Source organism: Pseudoalteromonas sp. SG45-2, assembly GCF_014164115.1.
In the GTDB taxonomy this organism is placed as follows: domain Bacteria; phylum Pseudomonadota; class Gammaproteobacteria; order Enterobacterales; family Alteromonadaceae; genus Pseudoalteromonas; species Pseudoalteromonas distincta.
In genome coordinates, this window is record NZ_JACJEO010000009.1 from 13,714 (window position 1) to 27,930 (window position 14,217).

Sequence of the window (14,217 nt, forward strand, 5' to 3'; positions counted from 1 at the left end):
GGCGTATTTGTTACTAACCTAAATATTGTCTTTAATATTTAACATTGTCTGTGTAGAGTATTTAAAACAACTAAGGAAATTGGGTTATGACGGGTAAAACGCTAATTTTTAATTTTGACGGCACAGGAAACGAGCCCCGTGATGCAGAGCAATTTAGCTCAGAGCATTTTAAAGAAGACTCTAATATTACCAACATTCTAAAATTGCATTTACTGCTTGGCGGTAAATTAGAAGACTCCCCCATTACTCCTTTTGCTAACCAACTCAGTTTTTATTATCAAGGTATTGGCACTAAAGGCAGCCGCCTTAAACGCATTTTAAACCAAACCCTTGCACCTCGTGGTGACGACGTAGCCAGTATTTTAAATCAAGCATTAAGCGACTTTAAAGCTCACTACCTAATAGGCGATGCCATACTGCTAACGGGTTTTAGCCGAGGCGGTGCACTTGCTAGGCGTTTTGCTAAAATCCTAGAGCCTTTAATTGCTGATAATGTTTACGTATGTGTGTTTGATACTGTCGCCTCTATTGGCTTATCAAAAGTAAGTAAAGCCACACGTGGCGCAGAGCACGTTATTTTTGAAAACCACACCATTGCCAACAACATTACTCACGCGCTGCACTGCGTAGCCCTTGATGAAAAACGCCGCGCCTTTGAACCCACACTCATGAACCATCAAAGCAATATCACTGAATTATGGTTTGCAGGTGCGCATTCAGACATTGGCGGCGGTTACTACCGCGATGGCCTAGCCGATATTTGCTTGCGCTACGCACTTGAGTGGTTAATAGAGCAACCGCTTAATATTTCGTTACTCACTAGCCACGATATAGATTACGAAAGCCTACTTCCCGATAGCAACTTAGTAGCACAAGATGACGTAACCGTAACGCCCGATCCGCTCGCATTAAGTCATCAACAAAATTACTTTTGGTTTAACCCATTTTTTAAATTAGTAGATAGGCAGTGCTATGTATTAATTGATGACGAAGCCAGCAATCTTAAGCCTTTAGTGCACTACAGCGTAGCCGAACGCATTAATAAGCTAACCAGTTATCGCCCAGAATCGCTTAAAAAACTGCATTACAAAATTAGCTATAACGACAACACCACACTTAGCTTTATTGGTTTAAGCCAACATATAGAACTGGCTAATCAAAACATGAATGTGCTGAGCATTAACCAAAGCCAAGATGTAATGGTATTTGCCTCAGAGCAATACAACGCAACCGGCCTTATGCTAGAGCAAGGCGCTACGTACCGCTTTACCCCATACCCAAATCAATATTGGTTTGACGATGGCATAAAGTGCACGCCATTAGGCTGGAACCGCGATAACGTACAACTTGGCGTAAAAGAAATCCCCATGGCTGTGCTTGAACCATTTAGACGATTTCCTCGTGCACAATGGTTTTCACTTATTGGTGCTATAAATAAAAACGACGACCACCTTTTTGAAATAGCCAACGGCGCCGATATTAAAATGGATAAATCTGGCGAGTTTTGCCCATTTGCAAACGACTTAAGCCGCTTTTACGGCGCTAATGCCGGAAAAATAAAAGTAAAAGTAACGCGGTTGGAATAAGAGGAAACCGAGGCTTTTAAATTGTAGGTGCGATTTTACATCGCACTTAGCTCTTTAGTAACGGCTCATAACTCCCAATCAACACTGCAAAGCCCGCCTAAACACCTGTAGGCGCAAAGCTTGCTCGCGCGAAAAGCGAAGCTTTTAAATTAAATAAAACAAATATCAGTTTTAATGTTCACTATAAAACTGACAGGTTATTATTACTGTTTTTATCAATGGTTACTTTTCGTGGCAAATGAAGTTATACAAAAAATAATTGAGTATTTACATCAAAACACCGACATTGATGTAGTTTGGCTATATGGCTCCCACGCAAAAGGGACAGCCCAGCCCCATAGTGACATTGACTTAGCCATAGCATTTAAAAACTTTGATCTGGAATCGTTCGATAAGCGCCTTAGGCCAAAAGAGCTTGAGCTTGAAATAAGTAATGCACTTAATCTTAACGAACAACTTATTTCGATTGTTGATATAAATATTATTCCAAGTTATTTAGCTTTCAACGTTATTGAATATGGAAAAATAATTATAAGCAATAATAGTGTTAGAGCGATGAAAGAGCAGCAGCGTATATATAGCCAGTTCGAATTTGAAACCATAGCGAGTAAACATGACTGATACCGGAATTACACTTTATTTAAGTGAAGTAACACGCCATGTTGACGAATATATGCAAGAACTCGACGAACTCAGTCAAATCGATTCACTTAATAGTAGAGACTACCGAGCTGCAGAGCGATTACTACAGTTAATGACCGCGGTGTGTATTGGTTTATCAAAGCATTGGCTAAAGCAGCACAAAAGTAGTACCAGTAGCAACGCCTATCAAACATTTAGCGAACTTACTCATTTAGGCTTTTTGAGCGAGGCAGAACTACTGTCATGGCGTAAAATTATAGGCTTACGAAATGCTCTTGTTCACGATTACTTAAATATTGATCAAAGTATCGTAAAAACAATCATTAAAAAGCAACACTACATAACTATGCACGCATTTAGTATTAAAGCGATTACAGAGCTAAACAAAGATTCATAGATAAAACCTCACCTACAATAATTAAACCACTGCACTGAACAAAACCGTAGGTGCGATTTTACATCGCGCTTTGGCTTTATAAAAACACCATGCGAGGTATAAAACCTCACCTACAACAATTCAAACACCTATTCACCTCACACAATGAGGCGAATAATATGTGTAATTGCCTCATTAGGCAATTTTGTAACGTGTACTACGCCCACCTGCGGCGGTTTTTGTTAAAAATCCAAGCGTTTGCAAGTCCGATAAATGGCGTGTTGCGGTTGCACGGCTAACCTTAGCTACCTTTTGATACTGACTCGCGCTAATACCCTGTTCAAATTGGCCATCAAGTAACTTATTAAGCACTTTTACTTGCTGCTCACCTAGCTTTGTTTGATCTTTACTTGCCCAGTAATTGGTTTTAAAAATTGTTTGCTCAATATTATTAAGCGTATGGTGTATCGCATTATTAAGCGTACATAAAAACCACTTAATCCACTTTGTAATACAAAGATCTCCACGTTGAGTGGCTTCAAGCACCTCGTAGTAGCTTTTTCTGTCTTCTAAAATAGCCACCGACATAGCGTAAAACCGAATTGACTCAGCATGTTCTTGCGCTAATGCCAGGTCGGTTATAAGGCGTGTAATACGCCCATTACCATCCTCAAGTGGATGTATTGTTACAAACCATAAGTGTGCGATAGCTGCCCGAATAAAAGGATCTATTTGAGGTTCGTTTTGCGTTTTGTTAAACCAGTTAAAAAATAGCGAAAGCTCTTTATTTACTCGCTCTTTAGGAGGCGCCGTAAAATGTAATACCGGTTTATCTAAGCGCCCCGACACCACTTGCATTGGCTCGTCACCACGCAATTGCCCGCCCTCAATTTTAGTAAATAAGCTTTGCTCACCTGCAAACAATAAGCGATGCCAATTAAGCACTCGCTCTAAATTAAGCGGTGAGTCTGTGTTATTTATTGCATCAAGCATAATCTCTGCGAGATTATCGCTTTGCACTGTTGTTGGGTAAGGTTGCTCATTAATATTGAGCTTTTTAGCAAGAGAAGAGCGAACCGAAAATGCATTAAGCTTTTCACCCTCAATCGCACTGGAGTGAATAATATTTGCAAGTAAGGTATCAAGGGCTTGCTGCTTTTGTTGAGCACTTTGCACGCCCATACGCCCTACTAATAAACCTTGATTATATGAAAGATCCCTTAGTAAAGGAGCAAGCGCTGCAGCATCCCACGTAAAGTTTGGCCAGTTTTGCTGTTGCCATATCCACATAGTCTTTACTCCTAAAGGTAATTAGCTTCAGTCTATGTTATTTATTTGCCTCATGCAATGAGGCGAATAGAAGAATTAATTGCCTCATTACTTTTAAGCGTTGAACGGAACAATAATTCATTTTTCAATGGTAAAAACAATCCATTTATAAGCGAGGTATAAAACCTCACCTACATTAATGTAAACACCACTCTTAACAAAAGCGTAGGTGCGATTTTATATCGCGCTTTGGCTTTTAAATAAGGCCAAGCTAAACACCTGTAGGCGCTCAGCTTGCTCGCGCGAAAAGCGAAGCTTTTAAATTGTAGGTGGGAGTTTCTCTCGCGTTTTTTGAACTTAAGCAGTATTGTTATTCGGTACTTCAATGATATTCTAAGCAAATACATGATTGAAAGGACGCCTCATGATTCTAAAAGATAAAACCCTCATCAACAGCAACTCATCTAAAATACAAGCAGGTCAAAAGCAAGAGCTCGACGTTGCCTTTTATTTACGCCGCGCCTTTAAAGATCATAGTCAGGTATTTGTGTTTAACGATGTAAAATTTAAACACAATGGCGAAACCGCACAAATAGACCACCTAATAGCATACACCTATGGCTTTATTCTTATCGAATCTAAAAGCATTACAGGCGAAGTAACGATTAATGAACATCAAGAATGGAGTCGCAGTTATCGCGGCAACTGGCAAGGTATGCCATCGCCAATAAAACAGGTTGAATTACAACTAGAGCTATTAAAAAGCCTAATGCGCGACAATGCACCAAAGCTACTCACTAAATTATTTGGCAAGCTGCAACAGGGTTTTGGTGGCAGAGAGTGGCATAGTATTTGTGCCATATCGAGCAACGCCATTATCAACCGGAAAAACACACCAAAAGCAATTGAAGACCGATTAGTTAAATCAGAATTTATAACTGATAAATTACTCGAAATAATGAAGCTTCCTGCGTCTAAACCTAATCCGCTTCATCTTTTTACAACGAACGTTCGACCGTGGTTCAGTGAAGAAACACTGGATAGAATTTGCCAGTTTATTTTAGAGCAAAATATATCACCTATCTTACAAGAGCCTTCATATGTATCTGCAAAGATAAGCGAATCAGAATCTGTTTACGATGATACTTTAATAGCGACCAAGCAAACCATTACTGAACAAGTAAAACCTAAAACTGATCTAATCAAAGAGATAACATTAGCTTGTAAGCAATGTAATAGTTCGAGTAATTTACAGCCTCTTTCCGGACGTTATGGTTACTTTGTGAAATGCGGCAATTGCAGTGTAAACACACCAATGAAATCACCATGCCCTGAGTGCTCAAGCATCAATACTAAAACAAGCAAACGTAAAGAAAATTACTCTTTAGTATGCAAAGATTGTGAGATAAGTACGCCTATTAAGCTTTAGCACTTGTAGGTGTGATTTTACATCGCGCTTTCTCTTTAGTAACTGGCTCATTACCTCAATCAACGCTACAAAACCCACCTAAACACCTGTAGGCGCTCAGCCTGCTCGCGCGAAAAGCGAAGCTTTTAAAATAATTTACTTAATATCGCATTGGCGATGGCAACCAAGGGGCGGTTTTCTTCAAATAAGCTCTGCTGCTAATAATTCATCCCTGAAGTCGGGTTTCTGTCAGCATCCATGCTTCCACTTCCTCAAGCTGCAAAGCTACGCTTTGGTCATTCGTCACCCACGGCGCCCCTCAATTTCACTTATCTTTAAACACTAAATTAATATGAACGTAAACGCGATGAACGCACAACTTTCACATCCCTGTACGCTGCCCAGTTCGGGTATCCCTACCCTCTCGTTCAAAACTAGGTTTTTCACCCATTTGCAAGCATCGCTTTCCTCGCATTGCCTAAAGGGATTTAGGTACTTGGAATATGTCGGGAACAAAATTCCGCCATGCTAGGTAATTACTCATTAATTATGTGTTTGCAGGTGAAGTTGCAGGGGAAAACGTCCTGGCAGCGGCCTTAAAGTTTGCTGTAGGCGCTCAGCTTGCTCGCGCGAAAAGCGAAGCTTTTAAACTTTTACCTTATTTAAAATATATGCGCTTTTAAAGGCTTTTTTAACCTCTGAGAATATTCACGATTAAGATTAGGAAATTGCTTATACATCATCGTTTTTAATTGCTTTTCAGATAGCTTATTACAGAGGGATTCTTGCTCAGCAAGCATTATATTCTTAAGTAACGATCGCCCTGCTTGCGTATCCATTAAAAAGTAAATTGTAGCCCAACTGCTTGCATACAACTTACTGATATCACCTTTTTTCCACGAGTCATCCAAACCCACTAACGAATCAATTAAAAATACACTTTTAGTAATATTGTTATTTTTCGTCCATGAACTATTCGGCTCAACAATAGCTGTTTGCATATTATTTTGAGTAAGCTCAAAGTATTCAGCAAATCCCTCATTAAACCATCTCGGGGTATAGCCTAAGACTGCTTTATTAATGGCGTGCACTGCCTCATGTACGGCAGTTCGCATTGCACTGCGTGCATTATCATAATGAATAAAAGCAGAATTACTCGCGTGAAAATACATACCCGCAGTGTTTGTCGGGTCAGCACTGCGTTGCTTAATTGCGGCCTCATAAGCGCGGCGCGTAGGCAATACCGTTAAATTAAGCTTTACCTTTTTAAGTGCATGCACGCCAATAATCTGTCCATATACTTTAAATACAGTATTAAGTTTTATGCGTAACTCTTGGTTAAATGACGAAGGTAAATTAGGCGTATTTAAAGTGAGGTCAAAGTAATCTAACGGTTCAATAAAACCAGTATCGTAAGTTGCTACTGCAAAGTCCGGTTTTTTATCACTAAAATGCGGCACACCGTCACTGTCTGTCCACGTAAATATATCGCCACTTCGTTTATATTTAACCTTACCCAACGACACATCCACGCAGCGCGTATTGTTAGCTTGCGATAAATGATTATCGGCAGATACTGATACATTTTGTAAAGTTGCCGTGCTTACATTTTTGAGCTGTTTAGTTGCTAACGCTTCAGTAGTTACCTGCGACGATAAACTATTATAAATTCGTTTAACCTCGCCTATAGGATCGTGATAATTAAATACCCGCCCAGTAAAATGATTAGCAATGAGCGCCGATGCAATTAGCAGCACAAAAAATACAAACACCACACGTAATTTTGTTTTGAACATATTTATGGGCGCCCTTGCCACTGTGCTTCAAATAACTCTTTTTGCTTACCCCGATACTCGCTACACCATACAAAGTCGGCCGACTCCATCCCTTTTTTACGGCAACGTTTCGGCAATTTATAAAATTTTGACCAAGCATCAAGCTTAGCGGCATCTTTATAGCTATCGCTATGCAAAGACATGTTTGATACTTTTTGATTGAGTAACCAATTGCTATTAGGCGTACGAGTTGGGGTAGAAGAAGTAGCCTGATAAGCGCTACCACTCTTTTTAGGCTTACTGCAGTGATTAGCAAGTAAGGTAAATAGCGTTTTATCGCGTGCAGTTAAACGCTCACCTTCCTTATTACTATAGCCACTTCTAAATTGAGAGCGAATAGCTTCGCGCTGCTTTTTAATGCTATCGCATTGGGCTTGTGTGTAAACCTCACCAGCTTGAGGAAAAGTTGTAAATACGCTAATAAATACCAGTAAAATCCATTTAATCATTATTCATTCCCTGAATTAAAGCTTTAAAATAGTGTACCTATAAATGTGAAAAAACACATCAACATTACTAATCCAAAAAGCAAAAATTAAAGCTGTGGGTAGGAGTTCACCTTGTGTCTTGGCTTTTAAAAAGCACCCGCGAGGTATAAAACCTCACCTACAGTAATTAAACCACCACATTCAACAAAACCGTAGGTGCGATTTTACATCGCGCTTTCTCTTTAGTAACTAGCTCATTACCCCAATCAACAAGCAAAGCTCACCTAAACATCTGTAGGCGCTCAGCTTGCTCGCGCGAAAAGCGAAGCTTTTAAAATAATTTACTTATATCGCGTTGGCGATGGCAACCAAGGGGCGGATACCGCCGACCGCCCCTTGGAACCCCACGGCACCCCTCAATTTCACTTATCCTTAAACAAATAATTAATATGAACGTAAACGCGATGAACGCACATCCATGTGCAAGCATCGCTTTCCTCGAATCCATGCGAGGTAATTACTCATTAATTATGTGTTTGCAGGTGAAGTTGAAGGGGATAATTTCTTAGCATCATCATTTGATTACTCTCTCGGCTAATACTTAACTCACACGTTTGTACTTAATTACTAGTAACTTAGTCGATTAATACTTGTAGCTGTACCGCATTTAAGTAAACTAACCACTCGCAAACAGGGAGTGGTTTTAATGCAGCAAATTGGTATTTACGAGCAGTTAATTACGCAAGTAATTAAGCAAAACTTAAATCGTGATCAATTTTATGTGGGCGAGCGCCAGCTTGAAACGGCCGAAGCCGCAACATGGCTTTCACGCTTTTTAAGTAAACTTGTAACGCATGCAATCGATGCCATTCCCAACTCGAACGAGCGCCTACAAGAACAAATTAGCCTAGCTAACAGCCTTGTACTTTGGCTTAAAGATCATATTCGCGATGACGAGCTAATTAACGAAAACCTTATCGACAGCCAAGGCCGAATACTTACCGCGCTGTTTAATACCCAAAACCCTATTGCGGCCAACCTTAAAGATTACTCAAGCGATATATTCCCACTTACAGGCCTTACGCAAAGCGAATTATTTAGCGGTGCTAATGCAGGTATATCACTCGAAACCGAGCTAAAGCGCGAGATTAAATCGTCCGACACTATTTACTGGCTGGTCTCATTTATAAAATGGACGGGGCTGCGCATTTTTAAAAATGAACTTGAAGCGTTTACTAAAAGCGGTAATAAACTCAAAGTTATTACTACTTCGTACATGGGCGCAACGGATGCTAAAGCCGTTGAGTTTTTAGCAAACCTACCAAATACCGAAGTAAAGCTAAGTTATAACAATCAGCAAGAACGTCTACACGCTAAGTCATATTTATTTATGCGCAATACGGGTTTTCATACAGGCTATATTGGCTCGTCTAACTTATCGCATTCGGCGCTTACCAGCGGCCTAGAATGGAACTTAAAAATTACCGCACAGGAAATCCCGCACATAATAGCTAAAACCAAAAGTACGTTTGAAACCTACTGGGAATCAAAAGACTTCGAGCTATTTACAGGCGCTGTTGAGTGTAAGGAAAGGCTCATTAATTCACTTAACGAGCAACGCGGTGTTGGGCAATCAAGCAGTCAGTTTTATTTTGATATAACACCAAAAACGCATCAGCTCGCTATTTTAGAAAAGCTAAGTGCTGAGCGCAGCGTACATAATCGTTTTAAAAACTTGGTAGTTGCCGCAACCGGCACAGGTAAAACCATCATATCGGCGTTCGACTTTAAAACTGTTTACGATAAAAACCCAAACGCACACTTTTTGTTTGTCGCCCACCGTGAAGAAATATTAAAGCAAGCGCAAAGCGCTTACCGTGGCGTGCTTAAAAATAACGACTTTGGCGAGCTGTGGGTAGGTAACTACAAGCCACAACGCTACAACCAATTATTTGCGTCAATACAAACATTAAACAGCCAAATTGAATCGCTCAATTTAACCCACGATTACTATGACTACATAGTAATAGACGAAGTACATCACGTAAGCGCTGCCAGTTATCGCACTATTTTAAGTTACTTTACACCCACAATATTACTTGGCTTAACCGCTACACCAGAGCGACAAGATGGCGCAAATATACTCGATGACTTTTGCGGGGTAATAGCCGCTGAAATTCGCTTACCAGAGGCTATAAATCAACGCCATTTATGCCCATTTCAATACTTTGGACTAGATGACGATACCGACCTAAGCCAAATAACATGGCGAGGCGGCCGTTACGATATAAGCGAACTAAGTAACCTTTATACAGGTGAAAACAGCCGCGCTAACAAAATTATATCGAGCCTTGCTGATATCGTAACCAATGTTCACGCTATTAAAGCACTCGCGTTTTGTGTAAGCCAAAAACACGCTGAATTCATGGCCTCTAAATTTAACTTAGCAGGCATAAACGCCGATGTACTCACCAGCAAAAACACTAATGAGCGCGCGACCAAACAGCAAGCACTACGCCAAGGCGAAATACAAATACTTTGCGTGGTTGATATTTTTAACGAAGGGGTCGATATCCCAGAGGTCGATACCTTACTATTTTTACGCCCAACTGAAAGCCTAACGCTGTTTTTACAGCAACTCGGCCGTGGTTTGCGCCTACCCGACAACAGCCAAAAGCAATGCTGTACCGTGCTCGACTTTGTAGGTAATGCTCGCCCAGAATACGACTTTGCCAGTAAATTCCGCGCGCTTATTGGTAAAAGCAACCAACCAATAAAAACTGAGATTGAAAACAACTTCCCACATTTACCATTGGGTTGTCGTATTGAACTGCAAGAGCACACGCAGCAAACAATATTAAAAAATATTCAGCAAGCCATAAACACAAAGCGCCGTTTACAACAGCTGATAAATAGCTACTCGCAACATACCAATGACGCGCTAACGCTCAGTAATTTTTTACGCATAAACCCACAAGTCATGCTTGAAGATATTTACAAACCTAAAGCCGGTAGACTCGGCGGCTGGCATTGGTTAAAAGGCGATGAAATACTCGCAGAGCAAACCGACATTTACACCGCATATTACCACGCTATCAACACCCAATTACTCGGCTGCGACTCGCTCAGTTATCTATGCTTTTTACGTGATTTATGTAATAACGATTTTAGCTTTACGCCAACAGCGCAAAACCAACAGTACGCGCTTATGGCGCATTACAACTTTTGGGATAGTACAGGCACAAGTTTAGGATTCAAATCACTCGAACAAAGCTTACAAGCACTTAAACACAAAGAGCTACAGCACGAGCTTACACAAGTAATTACGCTATTAATAAACCGCATTCACCAGCAAGAAAGCGATTTAGCGTGCTTACCTAATCATGCAATAAAATTACACAGCCGCTACACCCGCCAACAAATACTCGCCGCGTTTGGGGCACACTCGTTTGATAAAAAATCGACCGCCCGCGAAGGCGTTTTAGAATTTAAAAACCAAAACCTAGAGCTGTTATTTGTAACACTTAATAAGTGCGAAAAAACCTACTCGCCCACCACGCTTTATCACGACTACGCAATCAGCCCTACTTTGTTTCATTGGCAAACACAAAACAGCGCCCGCCCAGAACACGGCCGCGGCCTAAGTTATATTCAGCATCAAAAAACAGGCAAAACTATCCTGTTATTTGTACGCGAACAAGGCAAAGATCAAAACGGCCGAACTATGGGATTTGTAAACTACGGCGAAGTAAAATACCAAAGCCACAACGGCAGCCAGCCAATGAATATAACGTGGAAGTTAACCAACCCCATGCCAAGTGAAATGTGGCATGAAGCTGGGAAGTTAGCGGTTGGGTGATAAACATGCAAGAGTAACTACTTTCCTAAAATAGACCATAAGGAAAACAGGGGCTTATTAACCGTTAGATGGCAAGCCATTAATAGTATTAGTCACACTCTACCAAATGATAACCTTGGATTATTATTTTTATAAGTAGTAATCTGATTCGAATTTTGTAAAAACTCTTTTATAAATTGGCATGCCCAATTCATCTTTTTCATCTGTTTTTTCAATACCATTAAAAAAGCTTGGAGCAAAAACACCATGTTCTCCTGTCCACATTTTTTCCAAATAATGAATCCACTGTGGAGTATCGTTACCGTTAACTTCAATACGAGATTTAGAATTTAGATAAGTTGATATTTTTTTCTTTGGTAGCCATGTATTTAAATATTCAGAGATAAATATTTTATCTCCAACACTTTTAGACTTAGCTAATGACACAATATTTGCATCAAATGTAGATGATTCGTTCAAATATAGATCTGAGGCGTTACAACAAGAGCTTCCACAAGAGTGAATCAGGAGATCATTATCACCGAAACCAAACGTCATACCCATCCTCTTAGCTTCTTTACCCATAGAAATTAAATGGCCACTACGGTAGCTTAAAGGCAAGATATATTCTCGCCCTAATTTATTTGCTCCTAGTTCCCTGTAAGTTTTTATAGGATCTCCATTCAACAATTTAACTAAAGAAGCTCCAAATTTTTTATTTGCATCAATAGGTACTTTTAAATATTCTGCCGATATGTGCTTTACGCCAACTTTCATTGCTTCGTTTAACATAAAAATAGCGTGTTTTTCATGAAAAGGGATTATTGGTTGAAATCTAAGTGAAACGGGTATGTCTATTCTTGATAGTTTATCCGCAGAGGTTAATATTTTATTATATTCTGGACAACCTTTGTCAATTTTCGCTCTTTGATCTTCAGAAATAACAGTAGTAGAAAATCTAACATAAATATTCGATTTTTTTACTATATCTAAATATTTTGGAGTAGATATCAAATCACTTTTTGTAGATACAATTACAGGATAATTATATTCACTTAAAATTTGTAGATATTTATATGTTATCTCTTTTTTCTTTTCTATCAAAGAGAAAGGATCTGACATCCCTCCTAATTGTATAGGAATCCTTCTAGAAATAAATTCGTCTAAAGCAGAAGATATTATTCCAGAGTGCACTCTTTTCATCCTATCAGCTAACGCTTTAGGACTTCCTATTTGTAAGGAGGCGTTTCTTCCATGGCCTTGTCTAGTACTAGCAAAACAATATGAGCATGAATACTGGCAGTTATTATATGGATCTAACCTTAAAGGGGTCGCACAAAACGGTAGTTGACTCGTTAAACCCGCATAATACTTATAACTAGAACTCAATGAAATTCCCTTATATAGTCCTAATTTAATAGGTAACTAGCACCCTTAATTAAATGCTGGACTAATGCAAGTAAAAATAAAGCTAAGCTAATTAATAATAATACAAAAATACACCAACGTGATTTTATATTGCTTTCAGTGTATCGAGCGAACACTTCATAAAATACGCCTCTTTGGATTAGCTCATTTTCACTGGCGTCTTTTTCAGTAAAAGGTACCCCAAATTCATATGGTGCGCCCTTATGTAAAAAATAAAACACTGTCTGCTCATGTAATTTCTGAGGCTCTTCCAACTCATTACTGCTAGCACAACGATCTAGTTTTTTTATAAATTTTTTTTCTAGCATTACTTTTACAAATTTTCCCTGCTGTGAACGAGTAATTTTACCCCACATCCTTTGAGTCTCCCAAGCTAACCATCTTGGGTCATGTGATCGAGCATAATAATCATTATAGGAATTATATTTTGTTATAAATGATGGGCATCTCACATAATACCAAAGTAAGGCCACCACAAATGAGACACTTGATAGCCATAAGAGCTGCCAATGAAAAGGTAAGCTTAGATTGATAACTACATTTTGATTACCTATAAAAATCGTAACTTTATCTGGGATATCTAATGCCATATTTGCAAAAATAGGGACGATGCTAAACCACATTACCAAATACCTAAAAAAAGCAACTTGAAAAAAAACTTTATAATTTTCCCAGCGCCAATTCTCATCAAAATATCGTTTAATCACTTTCAATTTCTCTAGTTAATAATTGGTATTATCTATTTAAATCTAACATATGCTTTAGACAAATATATTAGATTAGTTTAAATAAAATTTTTAAATTATTATTTCACCTTGGTTAATATTAAGCACATTTTTTCAAAAAACTCTCTAAAAGACGTTTATAGTATTACATGTATATCAGCAACATATATCCTATTACGTCTTTGTATCAGATTATCAGTATGAAGTAATCTTTTTATCAAATTATCCTACTATACCAGTAATACCTTTTAGGAAGTTCATTCACACATGTCAATTACTTCTAGTTTTTGAAATTACTGAGAAACACAACATATAATTAGGTAGGTAAATACCTAAGTGTTTTATGCTAAGTATCTATCAAACCTGCGCTATCATTAATTAAAACTACTCCTGTAAATAACTTTTAAACAAAAGTTAGTTTTCAGTTCATTATAAAACTCAAAACTCGAGTTTTGTATGACCCCAATTAAGCGCGACGTAAAATCGTGACTACATTCATAAACACCAACCTACCAACACACTCCAATTCCCCGTGATCACACCTGAAACTGTGTTAATGATGAGTAATTTACAGCATGGATGCTGTACAAAGCGTGGCTCGGCCATGGATGGCCTATCTAAGCTGGTTACGTTCACATCATTAACGTAAGTTGAAGATACAGTGTGATCCTCGGGTGCGCCG

10 protein-coding genes are annotated in these 14,217 nt (G+C 39.0%); 5 read left to right on the forward strand and 5 right to left on the reverse strand.

Going from position 1 to position 14,217, the window contains the following annotated elements; translation table 11 throughout:
- The first annotated feature begins 86 nt into the window (after positions 1-86).
- The 3 genes from H5116_RS08160 to hepT all read left to right on the forward strand — a co-directional run bounded on the left by H5116_RS08160 (position 87) and on the right by hepT (position 2,625).
- Positions 87-1,586 (forward strand): DUF2235 domain-containing protein, encoded by a 1,500-nt coding sequence (locus tag H5116_RS08160; RefSeq protein ID WP_182715906.1) that lies wholly within the window; start codon positions 87-89, stop codon positions 1,584-1,586.
- A 231-nt stretch (positions 1,587-1,817) separates the two neighbouring features.
- A complete protein-coding gene (gene mntA / locus H5116_RS08165; RefSeq protein WP_002962075.1) occupies positions 1,818-2,207 on the forward strand; it encodes a type VII toxin-antitoxin system MntA family adenylyltransferase antitoxin in 390 nt (129 codons plus the stop codon).
- Complete coding sequence (gene hepT / locus H5116_RS08170) at positions 2,200-2,625, forward strand: type VII toxin-antitoxin system HepT family RNase toxin (RefSeq protein WP_182715907.1); 426 nt, start codon at positions 2,200-2,202, stop codon at positions 2,623-2,625. Before mntA ends, hepT begins: the two co-directional genes overlap by 8 nt.
- A gap of 174 nt (positions 2,626-2,799) precedes the next feature.
- Here hepT and H5116_RS08175 read toward each other — a convergent pair whose 3' ends face one another.
- Positions 2,800-3,894, reverse strand: a complete 1,095-nt coding sequence (locus tag H5116_RS08175) for a Fic family protein (protein ID WP_182715908.1) — start codon at positions 3,892-3,894, stop codon at positions 2,800-2,802.
- A gap of 403 nt (positions 3,895-4,297) precedes the next feature.
- Between H5116_RS08175 and H5116_RS08180 the strand changes: the two genes are divergently transcribed.
- Positions 4,298-5,302 carry a nuclease-related domain-containing protein gene (locus H5116_RS08180; protein WP_182715909.1) on the forward strand — a complete coding sequence of 335 codons (1,005 nt, stop codon included), beginning with the start codon at positions 4,298-4,300 and terminating at the stop codon, positions 5,300-5,302.
- 641 nt (positions 5,303-5,943) lie between these two features.
- Here the strand turns inward: H5116_RS08180 and H5116_RS08185 are convergent.
- Positions 5,944-7,077 carry a DUF1570 domain-containing protein gene (locus H5116_RS08185; protein ID WP_182715910.1) on the reverse strand — a complete coding sequence of 378 codons (1,134 nt, stop codon included), beginning with the start codon at positions 7,075-7,077 and terminating at the stop codon, positions 5,944-5,946.
- 2 nt (positions 7,078-7,079) lie between these two features.
- The gene (locus H5116_RS08190; RefSeq protein WP_182715911.1) at positions 7,080-7,565 is read right to left on the reverse strand and encodes a hypothetical protein; all 486 of its coding nucleotides are present in this window, start codon (positions 7,563-7,565) and stop codon (positions 7,080-7,082) included.
- Positions 7,566-8,250: 685 nt separating this feature from the next.
- Between H5116_RS08190 and H5116_RS08195 the strand changes: the two genes are divergently transcribed.
- Entirely contained in the window at positions 8,251-11,403 is a 3,153-nt protein-coding gene (locus H5116_RS08195) for a DUF3427 domain-containing protein (protein ID WP_182715912.1), read from the forward strand.
- Positions 11,404-11,532: 129 nt separating this feature from the next.
- On the opposite strand, the gene H5116_RS08200 is transcribed toward H5116_RS08195, so the two are convergent.
- Positions 11,533-12,576, reverse strand: coding sequence for a hypothetical protein (locus H5116_RS08200; RefSeq protein ID WP_182715913.1), 1,044 nt, complete (start codon positions 12,574-12,576; stop codon positions 11,533-11,535).
- 215 nt (positions 12,577-12,791) lie between these two features.
- Positions 12,792-13,517 carry a hypothetical protein gene (locus H5116_RS08205; protein WP_182715914.1) on the reverse strand — a complete coding sequence of 242 codons (726 nt, stop codon included), beginning with the start codon at positions 13,515-13,517 and terminating at the stop codon, positions 12,792-12,794.
- Positions 13,518-14,217 lie beyond the last annotated feature (700 nt).

Coding starts and splice junctions, on each gene's coding strand:
- H5116_RS08175 (WP_182715908.1), bottom strand. CDS start 3,894: ATGTGGATATGGCAACAGCAAAACTGGCCAAACTTTACGTGGGATGCT.
- H5116_RS08180 (WP_182715909.1), top strand. CDS start 4,298: ATGATTCTAAAAGATAAAACCCTCATCAACAGCAACTCATCTAAAATA.
- hepT (WP_182715907.1), top strand. CDS start 2,200: ATGACTGATACCGGAATTACACTTTATTTAAGTGAAGTAACACGCCAT.
- H5116_RS08160 (WP_182715906.1), top strand. CDS start 87: ATGACGGGTAAAACGCTAATTTTTAATTTTGACGGCACAGGAAACGAG.
- H5116_RS08190 (WP_182715911.1), bottom strand. CDS start 7,565: ATGATTAAATGGATTTTACTGGTATTTATTAGCGTATTTACAACTTTT.
- H5116_RS08195 (WP_182715912.1), top strand. CDS start 8,251: ATGCAGCAAATTGGTATTTACGAGCAGTTAATTACGCAAGTAATTAAG.
- H5116_RS08185 (WP_182715910.1), bottom strand. CDS start 7,077: ATGTTCAAAACAAAATTACGTGTGGTGTTTGTATTTTTTGTGCTGCTA.